General features: G+C 42.0%; 25 protein-coding genes. 9 read left to right on the forward strand and 16 right to left on the reverse strand.

Translation table 11 applies throughout. The features are described from left to right. Positions 1-209: 209 nt before the first annotated feature. Positions 210-1,301: a phosphotransacetylase family protein gene (locus PL8927_RS04800; protein WP_083618165.1), complete on the forward strand. Its 1,092-nt coding sequence runs from the start codon at positions 210-212 to the stop codon at positions 1,299-1,301. 155 nt (positions 1,302-1,456) lie between these two features. Here the strand turns inward: PL8927_RS04800 and PL8927_RS04805 are convergent, their stop codons facing one another. The 3 genes from PL8927_RS04805 to PL8927_RS04815 form a co-directional block, all read right to left on the reverse strand. Beyond that, a complete protein-coding gene (locus PL8927_RS04805; RefSeq protein ID WP_083618167.1) occupies positions 1,457-1,921 on the reverse strand; it encodes a type II toxin-antitoxin system VapC family toxin in 465 nt (154 codons plus the stop codon). Beyond that, a complete protein-coding gene (locus tag PL8927_RS04810) occupies positions 1,918-2,166 on the reverse strand; it encodes a hypothetical protein (protein WP_083618169.1) in 249 nt (82 codons plus the stop codon). Before PL8927_RS04810 ends, PL8927_RS04805 begins: the two co-directional genes overlap by 4 nt. A 236-nt stretch (positions 2,167-2,402) precedes the next feature. Then, positions 2,403-2,828 carry an FG-GAP repeat domain-containing protein gene (locus tag PL8927_RS04815; protein WP_083618172.1) on the reverse strand — a complete coding sequence of 142 codons (426 nt, stop codon included), beginning with the start codon at positions 2,826-2,828 and terminating at the stop codon, positions 2,403-2,405. Positions 2,829-3,037: 209 nt separating this feature from the next. Here PL8927_RS04815 and PL8927_RS04820 point away from each other — a divergent pair, with 209 nt between their 5' ends. Together PL8927_RS04820 and pirA are read left to right on the forward strand one after the other, a co-directional pair. Then, on the forward strand, positions 3,038-4,423 hold the full coding sequence (locus PL8927_RS04820) for an AAA family ATPase (protein WP_197047321.1): 1,386 nt from the start codon (positions 3,038-3,040) through the stop codon (positions 4,421-4,423). Between the two features lie 335 nt (positions 4,424-4,758). Next, positions 4,759-4,914 carry an arginine synthesis PII-interacting regulator PirA gene (pirA, locus tag PL8927_RS04825; RefSeq protein ID WP_156093097.1) on the forward strand — a complete coding sequence of 52 codons (156 nt, stop codon included), beginning with the start codon at positions 4,759-4,761 and terminating at the stop codon, positions 4,912-4,914. A gap of 250 nt (positions 4,915-5,164) precedes the next feature. Here pirA and PL8927_RS04830 read toward each other — a convergent pair whose 3' ends face one another. From PL8927_RS04830 to psbO, 3 genes are all read right to left on the reverse strand, one after another. After that, positions 5,165-6,532: a TldD/PmbA family protein gene (locus tag PL8927_RS04830; protein WP_083618225.1), complete on the reverse strand. Its 1,368-nt coding sequence runs from the start codon at positions 6,530-6,532 to the stop codon at positions 5,165-5,167. A 97-nt stretch (positions 6,533-6,629) separates the two neighbouring features. Further along, positions 6,630-7,403, reverse strand: coding sequence for an RNA polymerase sigma factor SigF (locus tag PL8927_RS04835; RefSeq protein WP_083618177.1), 774 nt, complete (start codon positions 7,401-7,403; stop codon positions 6,630-6,632). A gap of 532 nt (positions 7,404-7,935) precedes the next feature. Then, positions 7,936-8,772, reverse strand: coding sequence for a photosystem II manganese-stabilizing polypeptide (gene psbO / locus PL8927_RS04840; protein ID WP_083618180.1), 837 nt, complete (start codon positions 8,770-8,772; stop codon positions 7,936-7,938). Between the two features lie 332 nt (positions 8,773-9,104). Between psbO and PL8927_RS04845 the strand changes: the two genes are divergently transcribed. Beyond that, positions 9,105-9,428, forward strand: coding sequence for a hypothetical protein (locus PL8927_RS04845; protein ID WP_083618182.1), 324 nt, complete (start codon positions 9,105-9,107; stop codon positions 9,426-9,428). Positions 9,429-9,471: 43 nt separating this feature from the next. Here PL8927_RS04845 and PL8927_RS04850 read toward each other — a convergent pair whose 3' ends face one another. Continuing rightward, positions 9,472-10,221 carry a calcium-binding protein gene (locus PL8927_RS04850; protein ID WP_083618184.1) on the reverse strand — a complete coding sequence of 250 codons (750 nt, stop codon included), beginning with the start codon at positions 10,219-10,221 and terminating at the stop codon, positions 9,472-9,474. 83 nt (positions 10,222-10,304) lie between these two features. Next, the gene (locus tag PL8927_RS04855) at positions 10,305-10,970 is read right to left on the reverse strand and encodes a phosphoribosylanthranilate isomerase (RefSeq protein ID WP_083618186.1); all 666 of its coding nucleotides are present in this window, start codon (positions 10,968-10,970) and stop codon (positions 10,305-10,307) included. Positions 10,971-11,261: 291 nt separating this feature from the next. Between PL8927_RS04855 and psaK the strand changes: the two genes are divergently transcribed. Continuing rightward, complete coding sequence (gene psaK / locus PL8927_RS04860; protein ID WP_407947370.1) at positions 11,262-11,522, forward strand: photosystem I reaction center subunit PsaK; 261 nt, start codon at positions 11,262-11,264, stop codon at positions 11,520-11,522. A 246-nt stretch (positions 11,523-11,768) separates the two neighbouring features. Then, complete coding sequence (locus PL8927_RS04865) at positions 11,769-12,959, forward strand: site-2 protease family protein (RefSeq protein WP_083618190.1); 1,191 nt, start codon at positions 11,769-11,771, stop codon at positions 12,957-12,959. A gap of 14 nt (positions 12,960-12,973) precedes the next feature. On the opposite strand, the gene PL8927_RS04870 is transcribed toward PL8927_RS04865, so the two are convergent. The 4 genes from PL8927_RS04870 to murC form a co-directional block, all read right to left on the reverse strand. Next, positions 12,974-13,471: a low molecular weight protein-tyrosine-phosphatase gene (locus PL8927_RS04870; protein WP_083618192.1), complete on the reverse strand. Its 498-nt coding sequence runs from the start codon at positions 13,469-13,471 to the stop codon at positions 12,974-12,976. Positions 13,472-13,632: 161 nt separating this feature from the next. Further along, on the reverse strand, positions 13,633-13,980 hold the full coding sequence (locus tag PL8927_RS04875; RefSeq protein WP_083618193.1) for a YbaB/EbfC family nucleoid-associated protein: 348 nt from the start codon (positions 13,978-13,980) through the stop codon (positions 13,633-13,635). Positions 13,981-14,123: 143 nt separating this feature from the next. Then, positions 14,124-15,086 carry a UDP-N-acetylmuramate dehydrogenase gene (gene murB / locus PL8927_RS04880; RefSeq protein ID WP_083618194.1) on the reverse strand — a complete coding sequence of 321 codons (963 nt, stop codon included), beginning with the start codon at positions 15,084-15,086 and terminating at the stop codon, positions 14,124-14,126. Between the two features lie 124 nt (positions 15,087-15,210). After that, positions 15,211-16,767 carry a UDP-N-acetylmuramate--L-alanine ligase gene (gene murC, locus PL8927_RS04885; protein WP_083618196.1) on the reverse strand — a complete coding sequence of 519 codons (1,557 nt, stop codon included), beginning with the start codon at positions 16,765-16,767 and terminating at the stop codon, positions 15,211-15,213. Between the two features lie 538 nt (positions 16,768-17,305). Here murC and thrC point away from each other — a divergent pair. Together thrC and PL8927_RS04895 are read left to right on the forward strand one after the other, a co-directional pair. Then, positions 17,306-18,610 carry a threonine synthase gene (gene thrC / locus PL8927_RS04890; protein ID WP_083618197.1) on the forward strand — a complete coding sequence of 435 codons (1,305 nt, stop codon included), beginning with the start codon at positions 17,306-17,308 and terminating at the stop codon, positions 18,608-18,610. A gap of 110 nt (positions 18,611-18,720) precedes the next feature. Continuing rightward, positions 18,721-18,996, forward strand: coding sequence for a MoaD/ThiS family protein (locus PL8927_RS04895; RefSeq protein ID WP_083618199.1), 276 nt, complete (start codon positions 18,721-18,723; stop codon positions 18,994-18,996). 84 nt (positions 18,997-19,080) lie between these two features. On the opposite strand, the gene PL8927_RS04900 is transcribed toward PL8927_RS04895, so the two are convergent. The 4 genes from PL8927_RS04900 to PL8927_RS04915 form a co-directional block, all read right to left on the reverse strand. Further along, entirely contained in the window at positions 19,081-19,629 is a 549-nt protein-coding gene (locus PL8927_RS04900) for a hypothetical protein (RefSeq protein WP_083618201.1), read from the reverse strand. A 293-nt stretch (positions 19,630-19,922) separates the two neighbouring features. Beyond that, positions 19,923-21,755: a ribonuclease J gene (locus tag PL8927_RS04905; protein WP_083618227.1), complete on the reverse strand. Its 1,833-nt coding sequence runs from the start codon at positions 21,753-21,755 to the stop codon at positions 19,923-19,925. Positions 21,756-22,075: 320 nt separating this feature from the next. Continuing rightward, on the reverse strand, positions 22,076-22,963 hold the full coding sequence (gene dapA / locus PL8927_RS04910; RefSeq protein WP_083618203.1) for a 4-hydroxy-tetrahydrodipicolinate synthase: 888 nt from the start codon (positions 22,961-22,963) through the stop codon (positions 22,076-22,078). A gap of 133 nt (positions 22,964-23,096) precedes the next feature. Beyond that, on the reverse strand, positions 23,097-24,125 hold the full coding sequence (locus tag PL8927_RS04915; protein WP_083618206.1) for an aspartate-semialdehyde dehydrogenase: 1,029 nt from the start codon (positions 24,123-24,125) through the stop codon (positions 23,097-23,099). Positions 24,126-24,732: 607 nt separating this feature from the next. Between PL8927_RS04915 and tig the strand changes: the two genes are divergently transcribed. Next, positions 24,733-26,139 carry a trigger factor gene (tig, locus tag PL8927_RS04920; protein ID WP_083618208.1) on the forward strand — a complete coding sequence of 469 codons (1,407 nt, stop codon included), beginning with the start codon at positions 24,733-24,735 and terminating at the stop codon, positions 26,137-26,139. Positions 26,140-26,356 lie beyond the last annotated feature (217 nt).

Genomic DNA, 26,356 nt, shown 5'->3' on the forward strand with positions numbered 1-26,356 from the left:
ACCCCAATGTCAACTCAATGCAGCATTAAAAGCTAAAAAGTTTACCGAAAGCGGTTAAGAATTCACTCTACAATAGAAAAGCTATTGTTCAACTGTCTCAATTTCCTTTAAAAAGGCTGATCCCGCTAATATTTTCAGGGTTTAGCCAGAAGAGAGGAAAATGTCATCATTTGTTGAATCCAATCCGATCAAATTGAGGAGTAAATTGCGTGGCTGAATCCGTCAAGTATTTATTAATCGGGTCAACAGAGCCTTACACAGGTAAATCAGCAATTGCATTAGGTCTGGCTCATCTGCTTGGGAACAAAGGTTTAGAGGTTGCTTATGGTAAGCCTTTGGCAACTGATTTAAGCGATGGAGATGGAACGTTGGATGCTGACCTTCAGTTCGTCGCTCAAACGTTACAATTATCTGACGAGCAACTGCGATTCCCTATTTTGACCCTGGATGAAACCACCATTCATCAGCGTTTGGTCGGGAAAAATTGGGTGAACTCTCGTCAATCTTTTACCTCCTATCAATACCAAGCATCTGCTGATCTGATCTTACTCGAAGGGCCAAGAACGTTACAAGAGGGGCTGTTATTTGATTTATCTGTGCCTCAAATTGCCGAGCAATTGGATGCGTCTGTATTGTTGGTGGTGCGTTTACATTCTCATTTGGCTTTGGATGATTTATTGTCCGCTCAACAACGTTTAGGCGATCGCTTATTAGGAATTGTTATTAATGATGTTCCTCCAGAAAAATTAGAAATTACAACCACTGAAATCCAACCGTTTTTGGAAGCACAAGGAATTCCAGTTTTTGGAGTTTTACCCAGAAATCCTATCCTCCGCAGTGTGACGGTTAAACAATTAGTTAAACAGTTAAAAGCACAGGTGCTTTGCTGTAAAGAACGCCTAGATTTAATGGTAGAAAGTCTGAGTGTCGGTGCGATGAATGTTAGCTCCGCCATGAAGTATTTTGATAAATCTAGAAATATGGCTGTTGTTACCGGGGGCGATCGCACGGATATTCAACTGGCGGCTTTGGAAAAATCCACCCACTGTTTAATTCTCACAGGTCAACTTCCTCCGGCTCCAATGGTATTAAGTCGGGCTGAAGATTTAGAAGTTCCGGTTTTATCTGTTGATCTTGACACGTTAGCAACTGTAGAAATTATTGATCGGGCTTTTGGTCAAGTGCGCCTCCATGAACCAATCAAAGTTGAATCGGTTAATCAACTCATGAAGGAACATTTTTATCTGGATCGTTTTATAAAACAGTTAGGAATTTCTTTGCCCGTATCCCTGATTAGTTAATATTAAGATTGTAGGGACGTTGTTTACAATGTCTCTACAAGGGGCGTTTCTATCCGAGAATCATAGCCATTAATATTATTTTGCAAGCAATTTGGAACGTCGGTTAAAATATAAAAATACTAATTAGTTAGGAAATCCGAAAAATCAAGTTATAGTTATAGCTCCAAATTTTTAAGGGTCACTAATTGCTGTGGACATATCACAGTAATCATTGACTTGACTGCAAAATCACTGGAATTGAAGGTTAGAATATGTGTAATATTATTGGCAAGCACGACAGCCATAAGACGGGCATCGTGAGTCCGTTTACCCATGACTTGATTAGTTGTGACCAAATCTAACCAAGTGAAAAAAATCTGTGGGGATTCTTCTAGTAATGGGAAACGATTGAGAAGTTCATCTATTATTTGCCTCGTTTTTTCTGTAGTCCATCCTAAGCCATTTACTTCAACTGGTCTTGTGGCAACAACCCAAAGTTCAATCAATACTTGCCCTGTCAGAAAACATTCATCTCCTTGGTTTAGTAAATAAGATATTGCTTCTGTGGCGAGATCATGTTGTACATCTGAAGGGTTACAAAAACGCAAGATAACATTGGTATCTAGCAGATATCTAATCATTCTTCGTAAATGCACTCACGGCTAAAGGCTTCATCAGGCAAGCTCACACTTGTTGTAGGGAGTTGAGAAATCCAATCACGGAACTCTTTAGCCCGCTCTGTTGGTGTTGCTTTTTGCCAAAATGGAACAAAAGATGATGTCACTTGACCAGATTGAGATTCAATCAAACTGATGAAATTAGCAATCTCCTTCAGTTGATCTTCATTGAGTTTGTCTAATTCCTGTTTAAGCTTTTCTCGCAGCATAACTGACTAATAAGTCAAATATCATTAATTATATCATAACCCTAGTTCCGTTTAGCCTAAGAAACCCGGTTTCTGACCGTTATTTATCGACTTAAACAAGATTTGTTGTTCAGAAACCCGATTTCTCTGTAAATTCTGATGAAGTTGCGATCGCCTTTGAAAATAAAAAGCGATCGCACTTGAATATTATTTTTAGGTTGGGTTGATTTAATCCAACTGAATATTCCTATCAATTATTATCTATTAAGACGAAATTCGGTTCCAGGAAAACCTCTCTGACCAGCTAATAGACAGGACTCATAAATGTTCGGCTGATTACCGACCCACCGACAAAAATCAGCCCTTCCATCTCCATTGACATCTTCCATCCATCTCGGCATATCATTATATCCTTTGTCAACTCCTGCTATAGTATTAAACGTAAACTGATTAGGATGAAAACCATCATTAGTTGCTAACTGACAAGATAAGAAAACTTTTCCTTCGTTACCAACAAAACGGCAAAAATCTGGTTTTCCATCTGCATTTACATCAGCCATCCAGTTAGGAAGCTCTACATATCCTCTATCCGAACCCAGTGGTGCTGCTAGAGATGATTTCATCACGAATATCGAGCTTATCCCTAATATAATCAGGAATATTTTTTGGCTTTTATTTTTCATGTTTTTATTCCCTCAAAAACTGTTTTTTGTTAGTCTTGTTATTATAATATTCTATAGAATTAGAGTCTGTCTATTGTTATAAAGTATGATTTTGTAAGCTATTTTGTTGTCTTTTTTTATGTTAATTTTAAAAAAAATGTTGGAAAATGTTGGCAATTGTTGGAAAATGTTGAGTATAATAGGATGAATCATCACATCTACGATAGGGTATGACTCTGGACGAAATGTTAAAACTGGCTGATGATTTGGTATTTGCTAAAACAGGTCAGCACCTTAGTGACTTACAGGAAAAAGTTGTATGGGGAACTATACAAGGAGAGACTTATGAGAAAATAGCAGAAGACTTTCATTGCAACGAAAGCTATGTTAGAGATATTGGGTCAAAGTTATGGCATATTTTTTCAGAATCATTAGGAGAAGAAGTTAATAAATCAAATTTAAGATCATCAATGCAGAGGTTACAAGTCTCCCTATTTTCATCAAATTCCCTATTCTCATCAAATATTGCACAAGAATCTGTACAGATTAGGAACATTAACTTTTGTGAAAAAACAAGACAACCCCCAGATATACCTAACTCAAATTCAGATTATCAACAACCACAAACCGAAAATCACGAATTAAGTGAAATGCCAGAATTAGGTGTTTTTTACGATCGCACTTCCGAACTCGAAACCCTAAAAACCTGGATTTTACAAGAACGTTGTCGCTTGATTACTATTACTGGTATCAGTGGTATTGGCAAAACGAAATTGACCGTAAAACTCATACAAGAAATCCAACATAATTTTGAATATATTCTTTGGTACAATTTAGATAATTCCTCAAGTTTTACTGAATTTAAAGCCGAATTAATAGAGTTATTTGACCCAAATACAGATAGTGAATTAATCGCCAAAAATGGAAAGCGTTTCAAACCTATTAAATATTTACAGAAGCATCGCTGTTTAGTTGTTATTGATAATCTTCACAACCTGTTTTTTAGTAATCAACTAGCAGGTCAATATCAATCAAAATATGAAGAATTTCGCTATTTATTCAAACAGATAGAAGAATTATCTCATCAGAGTTGTTTTCTGCTCATTGGTTGGGAACAACCCATAGAATTAACTGAAATCAGAAGCTCAAATCCTAAATTTAAAACCCTAACCCTTAGAGGATTAGAAACAACAACTATAGCAGAGTTTTTTCGAGATCAAGAAGTGGGAGATGATGAGAAATTAATCAATATAATTCATCAATATCAAGGCAATCCCTTATGGTTAAATATAATAGTCAATTCTATCCTAGACCTCGAAAATGTTATTCAAAAAATTATCGAAAATAATACTATTTTTTTACCCCAAAGTTTAAAGGATAATTTACAACAGCAATTTAATCGTTTATCTCCTCTGGAAAAACAAGTTCTATTAGAATTAGTTCAGGATGAGGAGCCTGTTAACTTAGCCCAACTTTTGATCAGAGGACAAATTCCTTCCTCAGATTTACTCAACGCCCTACAATCTCTATTGAGACGGTGTTGGCTAGAAAAGCAAGACCATCTCTACTGTTTACCTGCTGTGGTTAGACAATATATCACAGACCTGAATCATTGATCCTGCGATCGCCCCAACTCAAAAAACGTAGTAAGCCCTAAAGGGCTAAGAGTCCTGAAGGACTCACTACTAGATTTTGTAGTAAGCCCTAAAGGGCTAAGAGTCCTGAAGGACTCACTACGAGATTTTGGGCTAAGAGTCCTTCAGGACTCACTACGAGATGCTTTTCAGAAGGATCACCCAAAACCCTAAGTATAAATACTCGATACAGACTTTCTGAATAAATCTGTAGCTTACGTTACAAAATTTTAAGATTTTGCCCCAATGTCATGTATTTTTAACCCTAGGGGGGATATAATAGGAAGGTAAGCACAAAAGATTATAAAAGAAAGTCCATGCTGAACCAAAATTTACGCAGAAACTCCGTTAAACTCTCTGATGTCCATCGGGCTAACATCCAAAAAAGATTAGAACATCGCTTGGAAGTCGCTAGAGCCAATGGGGATGAAAATCTGATCCGTGCTCTTGAAGCCGAAATGCGCCAGATATAAAAGTTATCAAATCCCAACAATACCTACATTCGGCTAGGAGGTGGTGATACCTGTTTGTGTTAACCTTAGTCCTAGTAGAATATATGATCAAAACTTTCTCTAAAGCCTGGTTGAATCAGATCACCAGGCTTTTTGGTTATAGCAGGGAACAGGGAACAGGGAACAGGGAACAGAAAGAGAAAGAGAAAGAGAAGAAAAAACTTCTCTGTCTAGGTGTCAAACATTGTTCTGGCGACTGCTTGAGTTTAAATTAACGGCCCCCCACCACTACATTTTTCATGCGGACATGGGGCCCCCCAACACTGACGGGTAAGGGCATTTGTCCCCCTTTACCACAGCCCCCATTGGTGTAAAGTAAATCATTACCAATGGCTTCAATATCTTTGAGGGTTTGAAACACATTTCCACTCAGGGTCACATCGCTGACGGGTTCAGCAATTTTACCATTGCGGATCATATATCCTTCGGCGGCGGCAAAGGTAAACATTTCGCCATTGGTCTGTCCTCCCAACATTCGGACAGCATAAACCCCTTCTTCAATATCGCTAATCATTTCTTCAAAGGTGCGATCGCCCGCTTCAATGGCCGTATTCGTCATTCGCACAATGGGAGGATAGGTCGCACTCAAAGCCCTAGCATTTCCCGTGGGCGTTTCCTGCATTTTTCCAGCCGTTTCTAAGTTGTGCAACCGTTGGGTGAGGATGCCATTTTTAATTAAATATTTGCGTTGGGCCGGAACTCCCTCATCATCATAGCGAATTGAACCCGGTAGGTCTGGAATTGTAGCATCATCGACCACCGTTAATTGTTCAATTCCCATCAATTTCCCCAATTGCAATAACTCCTGCATTCGGGGATTTTCATAGACAAAATCGGCTTCTGATAAATGACCAAAGGCTTCATGAATAAACACCCCGGCTAAATAGGGATCTAAAACGACGGTATATTGACCCCCTTTAACGGGTTGGGCTTCTAACTGCCGAATTGCCCTTGCTGCTGCACTTTGCACCCGATCTTCAATTCCTACAAGCACGTTATAATCGCAGCGAGAGGCAACAGATTCAAACCCCTGACGAATAATGCCTCCGTTTCCTCTGGCGATCGCCCCAAACCGTCCATTCACATCCAAACGTTCTTGAATAATACAACTTCCTAGGGAATTCACAAAATAGGTAATCCCAAATTGATCGCTATAACTAACAGCCGTTGTTTGAATTCGCGGGTCAAAATCTAACAGCAATTGGTTATAATTTTCAATCAGTTGACGTTTTTCTGAGAGTGAAACTCCTCTGGGATCACGTTTCAATTCGACTTTCACCCAATCTTGAATCGCTTCACTCGTAGCGAGTTGAGTGGTTTCTTCCCCAACTAAATGAGCTTGAGAAATCGCTTCTTCAATGCGGTTGTTTAATTCATCCCAACCATTAAACGTCACGAAACTCCACCCTCCTCGATGACAAGCCCGAATTCCACCTGCGAGGGAAAAATTACGATTCACGGCATCCAGTTGGGAACCTCGATAGGTAATAGCCGTTGATTCACTTTGTTGTAACCGAATTTCCAGGTAATCGACCTGATTTCGGTAGGTTGCTATCGTTGTGAGTAACCGATCTTGAATTAAATCCACAGCCCAGTTCCTTTTAAAATTAACGCCCAAATTAAAATTATGTTGTCTTTATTTTAGTCGTTCTGGGATTTTAGGGATCGGAACTCAGCTACTCCCCACCCGCCATCATTTTTTGTAAGGAACTTAAGCCTTTTTTCACCCGACGAGAAACTGTGACCGAACTAATTCCTAAACGTTCTGCGGTTTCTTTTTGGGTTAAATCATAGAGGAATACAAATTCCAAGACTTTTCGAGTTCCGTCTTCTAATTTGGCTAAAGCTTGCTGTAACCGAATTTGATCTTCTTGGGCTAACTGAAAACTACGATAACGGCTATCGGGGACTAATTCCCCTAAACAGGTTGTCCCATCTTCGTCATCTTGAATGGGAGCATCTAAACTGAGTAAAGAACGATTACGACAGGCTAGTTTGACTTCGTTCCATTCGTTGACGGAAATTCCTAATGCTTCGGCTACTTCTGTATCCGTAGGATGGCGTTTGAGTTGCAAATGGAGTTGTTGAATCACTTTCAATGATTGTCGTTCTAAAGCCAACCATTGACGGGGAACTCGAACACATGGGCTTTTGTCTCTTAAATAGTGTTGAATTTCACCCCGAATATAGGGAATAGCAAAGGAACTAAAGGCATGGCCTTTAGAGAGGTCAAATCTTTCAATCGCACGAATCAAGCCGATGCACCCGACCTGAAGTAAATCTTCATAACTTTCGGTACACTGGTTCACCCAATGGTGTACCTCCTTACGCACTAAGCCAATATTTAATTGAACAATCCGGTTGCGGATATCTTTGGAAGGACACTGTTGATACTGGCGCAACAGTTCTAAACTTTCACTTCTGGGATAGTTGATGACTTGAGTAGGCATGACAAGATCCTGCGTTGGTAGGGCTGGCTAATTAGTTCAGTATCAATCTTGACCACACTCGGCTTAACATGGGAGGTGAGGTTAGGGGGGTAATGCCTGGGGGAGGCAAAACTCTAAACCTAGATGCAATAGTCAATGTGAGGTCGAGGCTATGCACTAAACGAGGACTTTTGGGTAATTGCCTGAAAGCCAAGCTTGAATCAATTTATACAGATTAAGGGCAACAATATACTATTTTAGCTCTACTTGTAGGGTATACACAAGATCTTTATAAGAATTGATCTATTATTTTCTAAAACTGGGAATTATATAATGCTACTAGGTAAAAATAACGTTGAAGAAATTGACAATAAAGCGGTGTATTTAATTTGAGTGTAGGAAGGTTGAGGGTTAAACCGTTACCCCTCAGCAGTTAACCGTCAATCGATTTAGAGTTACGGTGAACAATAAACTGGAGACAGGTAACTGTCAATCCCCCATTCTTCCTGCATCAAAATCTCTGATTCAGAGGTCAATTTATGGATAGGTTAGCTTAGGAAGCTGATTCAATCCGACCATAGAATACACCCCGAACTTTAATATCTAAGGATTCTTTGGCTCCTAAGTCGTCATCAGAAGGCTGTTCACTTTCAAAAATTCCAGCAATTTCTCCAGTTTCGCCGTCGATTTTAGAGACTTGTAAGGAAATATGACCGGCTTTGGCTTTGGTGTCGGCTAATTTGACATTAGCACTGGTTAAGTTTTTTTCATCGGCGGTTGCAGGTAAAGCAACAGCATTATCATAGCCAGCAGCCACCCCACGAGCTTTGGGGTCTAAGAAGTTAGCGCCTCGATAGGAGGGGACGTTAAAATCCCCACTGAAATCAAGAGAGGTGTTAATACTAGAGACTCCGCCTTGGGAACTGGCGACTAAGCCTTTAATGGTGAACAGGAAAGGAACTTCTTCGCCACCGGGTAATAAAAGGGTAATGGGTTGGAAGTCAAATCCATCTTTTTCTTTAAAAGTCAGTGAGCCGTCGGAACCAATCAGAAGGTTTCCACTAATTTGATCTAAGCTGTAAGTGAAACGGGTTAACAGACGACCCGGAACAAATTCGGCTTCTTTGCGCTTATTGGTGGGTTCTTCTTTAACAAAATAGTTAGTGGGTTGCAGACACAAACCACTGAGGGTGTAAGACTCTTTAGGATCAATGGGAATAGAACCCCGTGCTGTTTCTGGTAGGGTTGGACAGTTTACAGCTAATCCTGTATTTCTAATATCATCATAGGTCAGCAACTTGCTTTCTTTAGCCTGTGGGGCATCAGAACAAGCTGTGATTACTGTCAAACAGATTGCTAATAGTGCAGCAACCAAAGCGCGATATCTCATTGTCAACCTCAATATCCTAAATTGATATGTGAAATTACGAATTGTGGCGTTGAAATCGTTGTCGGCGACCTAGCCACAAAGGGGAACACTTCTAGGGGTGCGTTCTAAAACTCCTCCGTCTAAGGACATGAGGATTATGGCTTCAACAGGTTTGGTCAAGTTGAATCAGGGATCTATTGGGTAGTTTAAAGATAACCCAATAGAGATTTTACACGGCTTGTGACTCTTTTTTTTACTACAAGTACAAATTCCTCAACGATCAGTTAAACTACTTAAGTTAATTTACCAATCGCCCTCGCTAACGGGGTGTCCGCCAATGAGGGCTCGCAATTATGGACAGTCAAACTCAATTTGATTCACAAGCTCTGTTGATTCAGCTTCAATCTCTAGCTGAGGAGGTTTGGACATTAGCGAAGACTGTTGAAGGAAATAGTCTGGAGCTTTTGGCTGTACTTAGGCTTTTAGAACAGCTACACCAAGATATTCGAGATAGTCTATTTCAACAATCTTTACCGGATAATCGTCAGCAACTCTATCATTTATTACGAGAGATTGAATCTAAAGGCGGTTGGCCCTATATTCCTCGGAATTCTCTTAAATCAGTTATGGAAAATTGGCAGAGGGAGTCTCCAGAAGTTGGATTAGAGGAGGAGTGAGGGAATCAATTTTGGGGTGTGAGGAAAGGGATCAGGCGTAAGTTCAAAATTGATTCAGGGAGTTACTGGCGAGGAAGACTCCATCAAGGGCAAAGTCATCAACGTTTAAAACTATAGCTAAAATTGCTTGAGTTTGAACCAGGGTAATTACGGTATCGTTGACTAAACCATCGCCTTCATAATCGATGAGTTGTTGATAGTTTAAATCGGTATTGGTTAGCCCATCGGTTAATGCTATTTTATCATTTTGGCTAAACCATTCAAAGTCTGTAATAACATCAACTTGCTGTAAATTGGAGTTGGTTTCGTCGGTTCTGAGGATAAAAATATCGCTCCCTTCACCTCCGGTTAAGGTATCAATTCCTAAGTCTCCCGATAGCAGATCTTCTCCGGCTTGACCGAATATCTGATCGTTTCCTTTTCCTCCGTATAATTGATCGTTTCCGCTTCCACCATCGATTAAATCATTGTCGATATCTCCTCGGAGAAAGTCCTCTCCGGCTTCTCCAAAAATTTGATCATTTTGTTGACCTCCAAAGACTTGATCATTCCCTTCGCCGCCATAAACACTGTCTTGTCCTTGATTGGAAAAGATATTTTCATTATCAATACTTCCTATAATTTGATCGTCTCCGGCTAAACTCCAAAGTCCATCGGGATAGTTAGTAAGTTCTCCTTGAAATAAACTAATATATTCTGAGGTATCACTTGCTAATAATCGGGGGAAACCGTCGGGGTCAGGAATTAATTGAAAACTGGAAGAATTCAAGGGAGCAATAACTGGGGTGTTCATATTATTAATAAGAATTGGGAATTGGGAATCGGGAATAGTTTAATTAGAAATAGCTTAATTAGAAATAGGGAATAGAAATAACATTATTTTCCCTGTTCCCTGTTCCCTGTTCCCTGTTCCCTGTTCCCTGCTATAACTTGAAATAATAGACGAACTTTGGCTAAATCTTTATCACCCGGAGAACGTTCAACACCACTAGACAGGTCAATTCCATCAGGTTTTAACTGTTGTAAGGCTTCCTGAATATTATTAGGTGTTAATCCTCCAGCGAGAAACCAAGAACAGGGGGGATTAAATTGTTGTAAACTTTGCCAGTCTAAGGTTTGACCTGTACCCCCCAATTGTTGAGGGTGATAAGCATCTAATAACAGGACATCAACCTGGTTAAAATAGTCTTGGGTTTGGACTAAAGTAGCTGGAGATTTAATCCGTAAGGCTTTGATCAATTCTATCTCAGGAAGTAGTTGACGTAGGCGATCGCAAAAATCGGGAGATTCATGACCATGCAGTTGTACACCCGTTAACCCCGTTTCAATAACAGTTTGATAAATTTGATCTAAACTGGCATTGGCAAAAACACCAATCGTTTGTATAGAAATCGGTAAATCCTGTAAAATTCTGCGAATTTGTTCAGAGGTGACATAACGAGGGGAAGCCGGGACACAGATAAATCCTAACATTGTGGCCCCAAGTTGAGCGATCGCACAACCTTGATCCGGTTGGGTAATTCCACAAATTTTAATTCGCATTTATCCTTTTCCTGTTGAGTTTAGGGTCTGATTCCCGGCGGCAATTCGTATCAAAATTTTACATTATAGCAGGGAACAGGGAACAGGGAACAGGGAACACCGGAGGAAGGGATAAATATTAATTTTTTCAACAAATTGAGAGTTTTTACAATCGGATTTCTATAATGCTTGGGGTTATTGACTGTCATTTTTCCAAGGCGAAGGATTACAAGAGGATACAGTCAATTGCTGAAAATTAACAAATTTGTAGATTCATAAGGAGATAGAAACTTGATTTACACTTCATTACTGATGTCGATACAAAACAATGTTCCCACCACCGTCAGTTGGTCTCCTGGGGTGGGAATTGTGATGATTGTCTGTAACTTGTTAGCAATTTTCATCGGTTTCTATGCCATTTCTAAAGAAAATCGGGGCAAAGGGCCAGGTTTACCCGGTTTACCTCGGATGTTTACGGGTTTCGGTGTTCCTGAATTATTGGCAACCGCCAGCTTTGGACATATTTTAGGGGCTGGGGTGGTTTTAGCATTAGGTAATGCGGGCGTTTTGTAAGGCAACTCTGACGCTAAAGTTGAAAAGAATCAGGAAATTTTAACCCCCTAGAATTTCCTCTGTTATTCTCGATTCAACCTTCTAACCTGCCCTGGCGAATTGAGCGCGGGCTAAATTTTCACAGCTGGCGCGATTCCCTTTATTAACGATGCCTCCAGGGGCTAACAGTTCTTGATACACTGTTAGAAGGGGAGGTTTAACCGACCCAATCAAACAGACTGAAACAAACGGAGTCAAAAGCATCTCATGCAGGCAGGTTGGCGGATTGGATCGTTATTTGGAATTCCACTCTTTGTTGATTCTTCTTGGTTTGTGATTGTTTTACTGTTTACAGTCGCCAATCGCCAAGACTATTCTCAATGGGGGCCGACTTTATCTTGGATCGCGGGGTTAGCGATCGCATTGTTGTTATTTGCTTCAGTGTTGTTACATGAACTTGGCCATAGTTTAGTCGCTCAGTCCCAAGGAATTCGAGTCAATTCGATTACTCTATTTCTGTTTGGGGGAGTTGCTTCTATTGACCAAGAATCTAAAACACCGGGTCAAGCGTTTCAAGTGGCGATCGCTGGCCCTCTAGTGAGTTTTAGCTTATTTTTTATTCTCAATATCCTGGCACAAATCTTACCGAGTTCGAGTTTAATTTATTCCTTGGCGAGTGAATTAGCGAGAATTAATTTAGTGTTAGGGGTGTTTAATTTAATTCCCGGATTACCCCTAGATGGGGGACAAGTTCTCAAAGCAGCCGTGTGGAAAGTCACAGGAAATCGGTTGACGGGAGTACGTTGGGCGGCAAAAACAGGTCAATTTTTAGGAATTTTAGCTATTTCCTTGGGCTTATCGGCGGTTCTTTTAGCTAAAAGTTATGGTGGGTTATGGATTGCTTTAATCGGGTGGTTTGTCTTACAAAATGCAGGTTCTTATAATCGTCTCACGGATCTACAAGAAGCTTTAATTAATATTAAAGCCGGGGATACAATGACCCGTGAATTTCGAGTTGTTGATGGGGATTTAAGCTTACGTCAATTTGCGGATGAATATTTAATTGGAGTTGAAACAATTCCGGTGTATTTTGCCGCCTCCGATGGTCGTTATCGAGGGTTAGTGTCTGTAGATGCGTTACGAATAATTGAACGAAGTCAATGGGAGAGTCAAACCTTAAATCAAATTGTTCAACCTCTGAATGAACTGATGACGGTATTAGAAAAAGCTTCCCTAGTTGAAGTGATTAATGCCATGGAAGAGAAAGAACTCCCTCGAATTACTGTATTATCTCCGGCGGGAGCCGTTGCAGGTATGATTGATCGGGGGGATGTGGTACGATCGGTGGCGAATTATCTCAAAGTTCCGATTCCAGAAACCAGTATTCGGCGGATTAAAGAAGAAGGAATTTATCCTCCGGGTTTGCCATTACCCGCCTTAGCAAAAACAATGGTTTAATGATAGGAGTTTCTTTAATTTTGGGCTACTGTTTCTAATCCTTGTTCTTGAATAATAAACTCTAACAATCCAGCACAAGAATCTAATAATAAATCAATCACCTGATTAAATCCTTCAGTTCCCCCATAATAGGGATCAGGAACCTCTTTTAGGGTGTGATGACGGCAAAATTCACACATTAATTTAACTTTGTGACGATATTTTCCAGAAGGATCAAGATAGAGAATATTTTGATAATTCTCTTGATCCATTGCTAAGATTAAATCAAATTGTTCAAAATCATCTCGTTTAAATTGACGGGCTTTTCCGGTCATTTTAATTCCCCGTTGATTTGCTGCTTGGGTCATGCGTCGATCGGGGGAACTACCAATATGATAACTTGAGGTTCCGGCGGAGTCGCAAATAATGCGATCGCTCAAATTTGCCTGATCAATTAAATGATTCATAATATTTTCCGCCGACGGAGAACGGCAAATATTGCCAAGGCAAACAAATAGCAGTTTGTAAGGCATAAGTGAAGAATTTAGTTAAAAAATTAGTATTAAATTAAAAATGAGGAGTCAGAAGCCGTAGAAATCCCACCTTTCGGGTTTGGGGTTGAATCAGAAGGCAGATTTCGCAATCTTCTCGGCGTCTTCTCCTCCTGAGTCCTCTATTTTTCGTCCTTCGCGCTCTAACCTAATCCCGGTATATTTAAGCCACCTGTGAGTTCTTCCATCCGTTCCCGCATAGTATTAGTGGAGTTTGTATAAGCGTCTTGCATAGCGACGAGAACCAGATCAGAGATCACCTCAGCACCTTCGCCCAAAACATCCGGTGAAATTTCAACCCGACGGGGTTCTTGGTTTCCACTCAAGTAAACCTTAACTAAGCCTCCTCCAGCTTCCCCAGGAATTTCCAACTTATCCAGGTCTTCCTGAAGCTGTTTAGCTCCTTCTTGAACTTGCTGCGCTTTTTTAAACGCTTCAGCCAGTTCTTTCATTTTGCCCAGACCAAAACCAAATCCTTTTTCTTGTGTCATAGTTTGTTCATGTCGCGCCGAGAACGCCTTGAAGATTGACTAAAGTAAACAGTAGATCAAGTAAGCAATAGTAGCATTTTTTGGACTCATCAACTGCATCCTAGGGGAAGAGATCACTCCCCATTTAGGAACAAAGATGAAAATTAACAAACTTGGAACTCACCCATAATTTTAACCTCCGGTTCTAATAAAAACGACCAACGCCGTTCAACCTGTTCTTGAATATGACGAATTAACGAAAAGATATCGTTTGCTGTTGCACCGCCACAATTGAGAATAAAATTGGCATGGCGTTCTGCAACCTGAGCTTGACCGATACTGTAACCTTTTAAACCCGTTTGTTCAATCAGCCAGCCCGCCGCTTGAGGGCCAGGGTTGCGGAAAACACTGCCACAACTGGGAAGATGATAGGGTTGACTATTGCGACGTTGATTAAAATGAGCCGCCGTATCAGCAAGAACTTGTTTAGGATCATGACCCGGTTCTAACTGGAAAGTAGCTTGGGTCACAAAGCGATCGCTCCCTTGTAAAATCGAAGTGCGATACCGATAAGCCAAATCTTCAGGAGTTAAAACCTGTAAACCCCCAGATCTCGATACAACATGAGTATTAACTAACATGGATGCGGTACAGGATTTGTGTGCCCCCGCATTCATCACCACCGCACCCCCAATACTTCCGGGTATTCCCACCGCCCATTCTAAACCTCGCCATCCCAAACGAGCCGCTTTCCAAGCTAGACGAGGAAGAGAACTTCCAGCACCCGCCGTTAGTAACCCCGTTTCCATCTCAAACTCAGCATGGCGTAAATGGCGAGTCGCAATCACTAACCCTGACAATCCTCGGTCGCTAATCAATAAATTTGATCCCGCACCCAGTAGGGTAATCGGTAAACCCTTAGTATTGGCCCATAAGAGCGTTTCTTGAAGTTGTTCTACCCCTTGAGGCGCGACATACCACTCGGCTGGCCCGCCGACCCGAAAAGACGTCATGGTGGTTAAAGGAACTAAAGATTGAATCAAACAGTCTGTTTCCGGTAAGGCTATGCAGCGCTCGGAATCGCAGTTCGTTTGACCGGGAGAGTCATAAGAAAGTGTCATGACCATATCGAAATGAATACCTTAGAACTTGGATGTAAATCACCGATATAATAATTAACAATTAACAATTAACAATTAATAATTATCAATTATCAATTATCAATTATCAATTGAATATCAACTCAATCCATTAAGCAGTTTGGCGCCAAGGCTCAATCCCACCCGTCTCCGGGGAAGTCTGATAAAATGCCATTACCTCTGGAATGATTTTATTCAGGTTGCCAGCACCGAGAAATAAAGCTAAATCACCCGGTTGCAAGAGTTGAGCCAAACTCATCTTAATGGCATCCATAGAAGGCTGATATAACACTTGAGGATGGTAATGGGCAATCAAGTCTGCTACATTTTGTCCTTCAATTTGCCAAAGATTCGGTTCCCCAGCACTATAAACTTCAGTCAGGATAACAACATCCGCATCACTGAAACACTGAGCAAAATCTTGTAAAAAGGCATGAGTTCGACTATAGCGATGGGGTTGAAAGATAGCAACAATACGCTGAAGGCGAGGTTGAGTATTCAAGGCACTATCAAGCAGACGATGGCGGGCGGCGGCGAGGGTAGCGCGAATTTCACTGGGATGATGGGCGTAATCGTCCACAAATAGGATGTCGTTGTAACAACCTCGATGCTCGAAACGACGTTTCGCCCCTTCAAAGAGCGCTAATGATCGGGCTATGACGGAAAACTCCAAACCTAACTGTCGTCCTACCGCGATCGCAGCTAAGGCATTACTGAGATTATGCTGCCCTAACAACTGTAACTCCAACTCTCCGAGGAAATTGCCCCGTTCCCAAATGTGAGCATAAATTCCATTGGCTCGATATTCAATCTCCCGCGCTTGATAATCGGCTCCTGAGTCTGGGTTCAAACTGTAGGTGATCTGGGGTTGAATTTGCTCTCGTACCGTTGCACAATCGATGCACCCCACTAAAGTTTTACAGTTGGTTTCAAACACTTTGAACGTGTTGATTACTTGTTCTAGGCTTTCATAGTGATCGGGATGATCTAACTCAATATTGGTAATTACACCAATTTCAGCCGTAATTTTCACCAGAGAGCCATCGGATTCATCCGCTTCCGCCACCATATAAGGCCCCTGACCCATGCGAGCATTCCCTTCCCAGGCGTTAACTTCTCCCCCAACTAAAATCGTGGGGTCAAGACCCGCAAAGAGCGCCATGAACGCAATCATGCTGCTCGTGGTTGTTTTTCCATGGGTTCCCGCGACAGCAATACTTTGGTAATCCTGAATCAGAGCCGCTAGTAAATCTGAACGATGAAAAATCGGACAACCTAACTCCTTAGCCGCTTGATACTCTAAGTTCCCCGAATGAATAGCCGTTGAACAAATAACTTGAGGCAATTCTATCGCCTGAGTCTTCTGTCCATTATGAACAACCGAAGCCTTATGTCCCGCTTTGACGACATGATCAGAAACTGATAGCTTCAGTTCTGTATTCTCCGCATCCAGGGACTGTCTAACATACTCAAAATTACTCGCCTCTTGACGGCAAAAAATTTGCGCCCCTAAAGCTTGTAAGCGTTGAGTAATATGGCTGCGCTGAATATCAGAGCCATAAATGGGTAGCTTTCGCTTCGCTAGGATGTAGGCGAGGGCTGACATTCCAATCCCACCAATCCCAATGAAGTGAAATGGCCTGCCAGTGAAATCAACAGAACTCGGCATCGATCACTCCTTATCACACCACACCACACCAATAACACGCGATATCATATCAAGAATTGTTTTTTACCGATACTCCTCAGCCAACATTTCTCAGATGGTATTTTACGCTAGCATCTTTAGATTTTAGGTAAATTGAGTTCTCTCAGTAGTTGAATAGTTAGAAAAACCCTAGACAAATATCTCAGGTCTGACTTTGCAGGTGTTAGCCTGACGGGGTGAACTACAACACCCTCTATCCCATAGCTGTAAAGCATTTGGGACTGCTTTTTTCTTTCAACTCTTGTTTAATTACCTCTTGATTTAACTCTAAGTTGAGTGCAGTTTTACAATACTATATACCCCTTGGGTTAATAAATCACCGGAGTCCCATTAAATCTACAGAGGGATTCAGGAAACGGAGCGGTGAATCCTCAACCTTGGACAATTTAACTCCGTTTTAATCCCGACAAAAAAAGTCGGGTATGGTTGACGACAATTTTTAAGCTGTGATACCTTATTCTCAACATTCCAGTATCGGATTTTCAGTGGAGGATAGGTCATGACTCAGGCAACAACGAACAACTTCAGCTTAACCGGGGCTACCTTTGACAAACTTAAATGTAAAGAGTGTGGCGAAGAATACGCCCCCGAAGCCAAGCACGTTTGTGAAGTGTGTTTTGGCCCGTTGGAAGTTCAATACAACTATGACCTGATCCGCCAAACCGTAACTCGCGCTACGATTGAAGCTGGCCCTAACTCCATCTGGCGTTATCGCAAATTCCTCCCGGTCGCTACTGAGAATGTAATTGATGTTGGCACCGGAATGACCCCCCTCATCAAGTCAGAACGGTTAGCCCGTCGCCTGGGTTTAAAAAATCTTTATATTAAAAACGATGCTGTAAATATGCCCACCCTGAGCTTCAAAGATCGGGTGGTGTCCGTTGCTCTGAGTCGCGCTAGAGAATTAGGATTTTCGACCGTTTCCTGCGCCAGTACCGGAAATTTGGCCAACTCCACCGCCGCCATTGCTGCTAGAGCAGGTCTGGACTGTTGTGTGTTCGTCCCGGCGGACTTAGAAGCGGGTAAAATCTTAGGAACCTTAATCTATAACCCGATTTTAATGGCCGTTAAAGGCAATTACGATCAAGTTAACCGCCTGTGTTCGGAAGTCGCCAATACTCATGGTTGGGGATTTGTAAATATTAACCTGCGTCCCTACTATTCCGAAGGCTCAAAAACCCTAGGTTATGAAGTGATTGAACAATTGGGTTGGAAATTACCCGACCATATTGTCGCCCCCATTGCTTCCGGTTCTCTGTTCACCAAGATTCATAAAGGCTTCCGAGAATTTGTTGAAGTCGGTTTAGTCGAAGATAAAGCCGTGCGTTTCAGTGGGGCTCAAGCCGAAGGTTGTTCTCCCGTTGCTTCTGCGTTTAAAGAAGGACGAGATTTTATTACTCCGGTTAAACCCAATACCATTGCTAAATCCATTGCGATTGGAAATCCTGCTGATGGAATTTATGCTGTTGAATTAGCCAATAAAACCAACGGAAATATTGAATGCGTCAACGATGAAGAAGTGATTCAAGGGATGAAATTATTAGCCGAAACTGAAGGAATTTTCACAGAAACCGCAGGCGGAACCACCATCGCAGTCTTGAAAAAATTGGTAGAAGCGGGTAAAATTGATCCTGAAGAAACCACCGTTGTTTATATCACGGGCAATGGCTTGAAAACCCAAGAAGCCGTGCAAGGGGATGTCGGTGAACCCTTAACCATTGAACCGAAATTAGAAAGTTTTGAACGAGCCATTGAACGCGCTCGCACCTTAGACCGTCTGGAATGGCAACAAGTATTAGTTTAAATTTCCAGTTGTCAAACCTGAAATTAACCCCGAATATTCTAACAGTAGAGACGTTCTCGATAACGTTTCTACTCATCCCAGATTGTTAATTTATCGTTTTGTTGAACATTATGGCTGTTAAAGTTTTAATTCCCACACCCCTGCAAAAATTTACCAATAATCAAGCTACGCTTGAGTGTGAAGGGTCTAATGTTTCTGAATTAATTGAATCCTTAGAAGCCAATTGTCCAGGGATTAAAAAAAGTCTCTGTGATGATGTGGGAAAACCTCGTAAATTTTTGAATTTCTATGTTAATAGTGAAGATATTCGCTTCTTAGAAGGAACAAAAACAGAACTGAAAGATGGCGATGAAGTCAGTATTGTTCCGGCGGTTGCTGGCGGTTAACCTAGTTTAATATTAATATAATTTTTAAGGACATGGTGTTAATCATGTCCTTTTTAATCTGATAAAAATTAGAAGTTGCTATGATCATGCAGATTGATACTCCCCAAAACTATTGTAGCAAGACTGCATTAACAAACCCTGAGCAAACTGTTGAACATAATCATTAAATCGCTCAGAACTTAACACATCCGTCATCTGCATCGCCCATTGATTTAAACCCTCTACTAAATTAATAAGTTCTGATTTTTCCGCGACAAAACTGATTTCATAGTAGCCCTGGGAATGAGAAATCGTCTCTACATTGTCTAAAATTATTTGACAAAAACAGAGCATTTTATCTAAATATAAGCGAATCCGATTAATCGCCAGACTATTAGAAGGAGCTTGATTAATCTTCTCAATGACCCGATAACAATTAGCCTCCAAGCATTGAGCCGCATCTTGAATCAAGATGGCATATTCTAAGGGGGACTTCGCAACTTTTTTGTCTCCGGTCAGAGCAATTTGAAGCAAATAAGATGAGGAAGCAATAATAGAGGCGGGAGTTCTTAAATAATGATGAATTTCCGTTGTAATATCCTGAACAGTGGTAAAATCTCGATCCAAATTTAAGACTAGATTTAAGAGTGACATAAGTTGACTGCTCCTGATTGATTGAATCTAATCATCGGTGATTAACCCCAAAAACCCAGTGAAATAAATCGCCTAACTCCGATGAACTTAATCACGAGTGTTTGTGATCTCGATACATCCGGTGATTGTTCTAAATCAACCTAATATTGTGATATAGATCACAGAGGATTAACCCCCATCCCCTGAATCCTCCTTCTTTGTGTCTTTGTGTCTTTGTGGTTTCAAGTGTAGAAGAATTACGAATTAAGAATTAATAATTAAATTCGTAATTCGTAATTCGTAATTCGTAATTCTTACGAAGCGACTCGCGCCGTACTCCGAGGACGACGACGACCTGTTACTTTTGCTGAGGAAGAAGTTGAAGGTTCTTGTTCTCCTTCTCCTTCTCTTCCTCCTCCTCCTTCTCCTTCGGGGGTTTGTACTAATAACACTAACAACGGATTACTAGGAATTTCTCGACGCAAAACACGCTGAATTGAGCGCTCAATTTGAGTCTTTAATCCTTCCCAATCAATTTCTTTCGTGTCCGTTCCAAACGTGCGAGCAAATTCTGTCCAACGTTCCGTTAAAACATTCTCAATCGTTTGGCTTAATTGTTGTTGGATAGAAGCTTGATCAACACTATTGACAACCCCTTTTAAATGAATCTCTGGTCGCGCCAATAACTTGCCATCAACTCCCACCGCAGCCGCTACGGTCACTACACCTTCTTCCGCTAATTGACGCCGTTCTTTCATCGTTTCATCTTTAACAACGCCAGAACGAGAGGAGTCTACAGGTTCAATTCCGGCTTGAACTTTACCCGCAATTCGGATCGATTCTTTCGTTAATTCTACGACAAAACCGTTATCAATTAACACCATATTTTCGGCAGGAATTCCCATACTTTGGGCTGTCTTTTGGTGTTGAACTAACATCCGGTGCTCTCCATGAACCGGAACAAAGAACTTCGGACGAGTTAAAGCTAACATTAACTTCTGATCTTCTTGACATCCATGACCCGAAACGTGAATCCCTTTTTCCCGTCCATAAATCACATTTGCCCCCTGCATCATCAACTTATCAATCGTATTGACAACTGCAATCGTATTACCCGGAATCGGGTTAGCAGAGAAGACAACAGTATCCCCTTGCTTAATATTAATTTGACGATGGGCACCTTCAGCAATTCGCGTTAATGCTGATAAAGGTTCCCCTTGAGAACCAGTCGTTAAAATCAGTAATTTGTCATTAGGAATCCCACTAATCGCATTCAAAGGAACAAACAACCGATCTTCACATTTGACATAGCCTAATGTTCGAGCGTGAGCAATCACATTCAACATGGATCGACCCACCACCGAAACTAACCTTCCCTGCTTTTGGGCAATATCTAAAATAATATTCAGGCGGTGAACAGAAGAAGCAAAAGTCGTAACTAAAATTCGACCCTGAGCTTGAGCAAAAATCCGATCTAAATTAGGATAAACCGAACTTTCAGAAGGCGTAAACCCTGGAGTTTCAGCGTTGGTAGAGTCACTTAATAAACAATGAACGCCTTTTTCTCCATACTCTGCTAACCGTTGAAAATCAAAGAATTCTCCGTCCACAGGAGTATGATCAATTTTAAAATCTCCTGTATGAACAACCACACCCACAGGGGTTGTAATTGCTACGGTAAAACTATCCGCAATTGAGTGAGTATTCCGAATATATTCCACCAGGAAATATTTACCAATTCGCACCATTTCACGGGGACGAACTGAACGCAATTCAGTCCGATCAGCAACACCCGCTTCCTCTAATTTTCCTTGTAATAATGCCATCGCTAACCGAGGGCCATAAATTACCGGAACTTCAAATTGTTTGAGGTGAAAAGGAATTCCGCCAATGTGATCTTCATGTCCATGAGTGACAATCATCCCCTTAATTTTTTCCCGGTTTTCCCGCAAATAAGTCACATCCGGTAAAACAATATTAACACCGTGCATTCCATCCGTTGGAAAGGCTAACCCGGCATCTAAAATTACAATTTCATCTTCATATTCAAACACACAAGTGTTTTTTCCAATTTCATGTAATCCCCCTAAAGGAATAATTTTAAGGGCACCGGAATTAAACACAGGAGTTGAAGTTGATGAAGTCATAGCAGAGGTTCTTTTTCTAATAATCGGGGTGTTACCGTTTGTCATCATGCTGATTCTTTCCTTTTTTGTTGATAGTTGTGCGTTTGAAATGATTTCAGAATTTAAGATTTTCTAGCTTACAGGATTATCCTAATTTTGGGGTAAATCCTGTCCATCCTGCTTGATATTTAGTTGTCAGAAACCTAGAAAAGTTTGCTCTTGTTTTAGGGGTTTTGTAGCAGGTTTCAGGTTTCAGGTTTCAGGTTTCAGGTGAAGCCTCAAATCTCAAACCCACTCTCCGACACCCGACACCCGACATCCGACACCCATTTAACGAGAGACTACCTGATTAGATTTAACTGACCCAGCACGTCCTTTAATCTGTTTGTGACTTCAACTGCTGGATCATACAAAGGTAAACGAGTTGATCCCACATTCCAACCTTGCAAATTGAGCGCTATTTTCACCGGGATGGGGTTTGCGGTCAGAAACAAAGCTTTAAACAACCCAAATAACCGGATATGGATCTCCGTTGCTACTTGCACTTGACCGACTTCAAAAGCTTGAATCATCTCTTGGAGTTGCGTTCCCACCAGATGACTCGCCACACTAACCACCCCAGAACTGCCAACGGCTAACATGGGCAACGTCAGAGAATCATCCCCAGAGTAGATGGCAAATTCGGAGGGTGTCAACCGTCGAATCTGGCTGACTTGCTCTAAATTACCACTGGCTTCCTTAATCGCCACAATATTCGGAATCTCCGCTAAACGCGCTACCGTTTCCGGCAGAAGATTCTGTCCCGTGCGTCCCGGAATATTGTAAAGCATCATCGGTAAATCGGGACTTGACTGAGCGATCGCTTGGAAATGCCGATACAAACCCTCTTGAGGAGGTTTATTGTAATACGGGACAACCTGTAATGTGCCATCTAATCCCAGTTTAGCGGTTTTTTGGGTGGCATTAATCGCTTCGGTGGTGCAGTTCGATCCCGTTCCCGCGATCACCTTCGCTTGAGCCGACACCGCCTTCTGCACAACTTGAAACAACTCGTATTCTTCATCCCAAGTCAAGGTCGGGGATTCTCCCGTCGTTCCGCACACAACTAAAGCATCCGTTCCTTGCTCTACTAGATGGGCGGCTAACTTTTCCGCCTCTGCGTAATTGACACTACCGTCCTGGTGAAACGGCGTCACCATTGCCGTTATAACTCGTCCAAAACTTACCATTTGTCTTCTTGTCAGTTATCCTGTGTTCTGCATTAGTCATCAGTCATCAGTCATCAGTTATCAGTCATCAGTTATCAGTCATCAGTTTATTTCCTATTCCCTGTTCCCTGTTCCCTGTTCCCTGTTCCCTGTTCTAAGACCGATGACCCAGGAGTTGTTTTTCCACTAATAATTCAGCAATTTGCACGGCATTTAACGCTGCACCCTTGCGGATTTGATCGCCACAGAGCCACAGTTCTAAACCACAGGGATGAGACAAATCCTGACGAATGCGACCCACTAATACCGGATCACGTCCACTGGCATCAATGGGCATGGGGAAATAGTTCGCCTGTGGGTCTTCCACCAGTTGCACTCCCGGCGCCGTGCTGAGGATATCCCGTGCTTTTTCCACACTGAAGGGTTGCTCAAATTCTAAGTTAACCGCTTCTGAATGGGCACGCAATACGGGAACCCGCACACAAGTTGCTGAAATTCTCAGATCACTCACCCCAAAAATTTTGCGGGTTTCGTTAATCATTTTCATTTCTTCTTCACAATAACCCAATTCATTAATCGGTGTGTTGTGAAGGAAAAGATTAAAGGCTAACGGATAGGGAAAAATCTCCGTTTTGGGCGTTTCTTCCTGCAAAATGGCAGAAGCTTGCTGTTTCACTTCCTCCATCGCCCTAGCCCCAGCCCCACTTGCTGATTGATAGGTAGAAATCACCATCCGGCGAATAGGTTGTACCTGATATAACGGCCAAACTGCCACCGTCATTAAAATCGTGGTGCAGTTAGGGTTGGCAATAATCCCTTTGTGGTTGTTAACGGCTTCTGGGTTAACTTCCGGGACGACTAACGGTACATCCGGGTTCATGCGGAAGGCGCTGGAGTTATCGACCATAACGGCTCCATTTGCCACTATCTTTGCAGCCCAAGCCTTAGAGGTTGATCCTCCGGCGGACGCTAACACAATATCAACATTGTGAAACGAGTCCTCCGATACCGCCTCAACGGGTAAAGTTTCCCCTTTAAAGGTTAACGAGGTTCCGGCTGAACGAGGAGAAGCTAATAACTTTAACTCCCCCACTGGAAAATTTCGACTTTCCAGGAGTTCGATTAACTCCGTACCGACAGCGCCCGTCGCCCCTAAAATGGCAACTCGATAGGAATTTGACATGCATTGTAACCTCCGTAATCAAAAACTCGCAATTTTAATAAATCGAAATTTTTATAGCAACACAAGGTTTAGGGTATTGAGACTCTCTGCTCTGAATAGACAAGGATTCTTTAACAGAAGATCACCACCGATGATTAATTGATCGGGGGGCTTAAGTCCCTTATTGATTGGAGTTGAGCCGTTCTTATTCTCGCCCAAATGGAACAGAATCTAACGAACAGGTACACAAGGGCGCATAATCAGTTACGATCACTCATTGAGTACACAACTGGATTTCTAGCAATCTTAACTTGCTAACCCCAGATTATAGTTCCCCCGCGAGTGAAATGTGTTGGGGTATTGAATTCAGAATATCACGATTGTCAGCACCCCGCACTCTCTGTGACGGGGCTACGCGCGGAGCGCAGGCTACGCCAACGTGCCTCACTCCTAGCGTGATAGTTGACCAGCCTAGCTAACTTTACCCTAGAAATAGGTGTTAGGAGACAACCAGATCTCCACAGAGGGGCAACCATACCCCTCTACCCCGAAAGGGGAAATGTAAAGCCGTCCTAGAAGGCTTGCCCTGAGCTTGTCGAATGGGACGGGGTTTCTACCCATTTTTCTGATGAAAGTAACCCAGGAAAAACTTCCCGCAAGTCAAATTGGATTGGACATTGAAATCACACCGGAAATGTCTAAAAACGCTTATGAGCAAGTTGTTCGGCGGATGAGCCGTTCGGTGAATATTCCTGGGTTCCGCAAAGGCAAAGTGCCTCGTCACATTCTCATTCAGCGCTTAGGCCAGGAACGCATTAAAGCTGCTGCGTTGGATGATTTAATGAACCAGTATTTACCCAAAGCTGTCGAACAAGAGAACATTCAAGCGATTGGTAGCTTTGAACCTCGAGGTGATATCGATCAACTCATCCAGCAATTTGAACCGGGACAAACGCTGACGATTCAAGTGACTGTAGATGTGGAACCCGAAGTTAAACTCGGTCAATACAAAGGCTTAACCGTTCAAGCAGAAGAAGCCAAGTATGACCCCGAACAGGTGGAACAGGTATTACAACGGGAACAAGAAAAAAGAGCAACCTTAATCCCCGTTGAAGGCAGACCAGCCCAAGAAGGGGATGTGGCGTTTGTCGATTTTCAGGGGTACTTTACCCAAGAGCCCGAAGAAGCGGAACCCAAAGAAATTCCGGGTGCAAAAGGCGATAATTTCCAAGTGGAATTAGAGGAAGGACGGTTTATTCCGGGTTTTATCGAGGGTCTTTTTGGTATGAACCCTGGAGAAACCACAACCTTAAATCTGAAGTTTCCCGATGAATATGGGGATGAAGATGTTGCCGGGAAAGATGCCACCTTTACAATTACTCTGAATGAACTTAAAGAAAAAGAACTGCCAGAGTTAGATGATGAGTTTGCCGAGGAGGTTAGCGATTTTTCGACTTTAGCAGAACTGCGGGAGTCTTTGGAAAAGCGGTTTCAAGGGGAAAAAGACGATCAAACTAAAGCCAATAAACGTAAAGCTTTAGCAGATGCGTTAGTGGAAACGATTGAAGTCGATTTACCTGAAACCCTGATTCGCCAAGAAGTTGACCGACTGATTACCCAACAGGTGATGCAGTTGAGCAATATGGGACTGGATGTTAAACGCTTATTCACGGGTGAAATGATCCCTCGTCTGCGGGAACAAGCCCGTCCAGAGGCGATTGACACGTTGAAGCGTTCCCTAGCCTTGAAAGAAGTAGCGAAACAGGAATCTTTAACCGTTACTGAGGAAGAAATTCAAGCGGAAGAAACTAAAGTTCTTAAAGAACTCGAAGGTCAAGACGTTGACCCCCAACGCTTAAGAGCTTTTGTCACAGAAGATTTGCTTCAGGACAAAACCTACTCCTGGCTGGAAGAAAACGCCACCATTGAGTTAGTTCCCGAAGGAACTTTAACACCCCTAGAAGACGAAGACGAAGACGAAGACGAAGACGAAGACGAAGACGAACTCGAACTCGAAAGTACCGAGGAAGAATAGTATTGAGCAGGGGGATGGGGAGTAGGGGCTGGGTTTCCCATCGGTGTCAACAATCGCACTAAAAGTAGGCTTGTTACCGAAAGTTCTTTGATTTTTTTTAAGCGTCGTAGATCCCCCCTAACCCCCCTTGGAAAGGGGGGAATAGGAGATCAAAGTCCCCCTTTTTAAGGGGGATTTAGGGGGATCTAATCTGGGCTATAATCACCAGTTTTTGGCT

This window comes from Planktothrix serta PCC 8927, from assembly GCF_900010725.2.
In the GTDB taxonomy this organism is placed as follows: Bacteria; Cyanobacteriota; Cyanobacteriia; order Cyanobacteriales; family Microcoleaceae; genus Planktothrix; species Planktothrix serta.

Coding starts and splice junctions, on each gene's coding strand:
- PL8927_RS04805 (WP_083618167.1), bottom strand. CDS start 1,921: ATGATTAGATATCTGCTAGATACCAATGTTATCTTGCGTTTTTGTAAC.
- PL8927_RS04810 (WP_083618169.1), bottom strand. CDS start 2,166: ATGCTGCGAGAAAAGCTTAAACAGGAATTAGACAAACTCAATGAAGAT.
- PL8927_RS04815 (WP_083618172.1), bottom strand. CDS start 2,828: ATGAAAAATAAAAGCCAAAAAATATTCCTGATTATATTAGGGATAAGC.
- PL8927_RS04820 (WP_197047321.1), top strand. CDS start 3,038: ATGACTCTGGACGAAATGTTAAAACTGGCTGATGATTTGGTATTTGCT.
- pirA (WP_156093097.1), top strand. CDS start 4,759: ATGCTGAACCAAAATTTACGCAGAAACTCCGTTAAACTCTCTGATGTC.
- PL8927_RS04835 (WP_083618177.1), bottom strand. CDS start 7,403: ATGCCTACTCAAGTCATCAACTATCCCAGAAGTGAAAGTTTAGAACTG.
- psbO (WP_083618180.1), bottom strand. CDS start 8,772: ATGAGATATCGCGCTTTGGTTGCTGCACTATTAGCAATCTGTTTGACA.
- PL8927_RS04845 (WP_083618182.1), top strand. CDS start 9,105: ATGGACAGTCAAACTCAATTTGATTCACAAGCTCTGTTGATTCAGCTT.
- PL8927_RS04850 (WP_083618184.1), bottom strand. CDS start 10,221: ATGAACACCCCAGTTATTGCTCCCTTGAATTCTTCCAGTTTTCAATTA.
- PL8927_RS04855 (WP_083618186.1), bottom strand. CDS start 10,970: ATGCGAATTAAAATTTGTGGAATTACCCAACCGGATCAAGGTTGTGCG.
- psaK (WP_407947370.1), top strand. CDS start 11,262: ATGTCGATACAAAACAATGTTCCCACCACCGTCAGTTGGTCTCCTGGG.
- PL8927_RS04865 (WP_083618190.1), top strand. CDS start 11,769: ATGCAGGCAGGTTGGCGGATTGGATCGTTATTTGGAATTCCACTCTTT.
- PL8927_RS04870 (WP_083618192.1), bottom strand. CDS start 13,471: ATGCCTTACAAACTGCTATTTGTTTGCCTTGGCAATATTTGCCGTTCT.
- PL8927_RS04875 (WP_083618193.1), bottom strand. CDS start 13,980: ATGACACAAGAAAAAGGATTTGGTTTTGGTCTGGGCAAAATGAAAGAA.
- murB (WP_083618194.1), bottom strand. CDS start 15,086: ATGGTCATGACACTTTCTTATGACTCTCCCGGTCAAACGAACTGCGAT.
- murC (WP_083618196.1), bottom strand. CDS start 16,767: ATGCCGAGTTCTGTTGATTTCACTGGCAGGCCATTTCACTTCATTGGG.
- thrC (WP_083618197.1), top strand. CDS start 17,306: ATGACTCAGGCAACAACGAACAACTTCAGCTTAACCGGGGCTACCTTT.
- PL8927_RS04895 (WP_083618199.1), top strand. CDS start 18,721: ATGGCTGTTAAAGTTTTAATTCCCACACCCCTGCAAAAATTTACCAAT.
- PL8927_RS04900 (WP_083618201.1), bottom strand. CDS start 19,629: ATGTCACTCTTAAATCTAGTCTTAAATTTGGATCGAGATTTTACCACT.
- PL8927_RS04905 (WP_083618227.1), bottom strand. CDS start 21,755: ATGACTTCATCAACTTCAACTCCTGTGTTTAATTCCGGTGCCCTTAAA.
- dapA (WP_083618203.1), bottom strand. CDS start 22,963: ATGGTAAGTTTTGGACGAGTTATAACGGCAATGGTGACGCCGTTTCAC.
- PL8927_RS04915 (WP_083618206.1), bottom strand. CDS start 24,125: ATGTCAAATTCCTATCGAGTTGCCATTTTAGGGGCGACGGGCGCTGTC.
- tig (WP_083618208.1), top strand. CDS start 24,733: ATGAAAGTAACCCAGGAAAAACTTCCCGCAAGTCAAATTGGATTGGAC.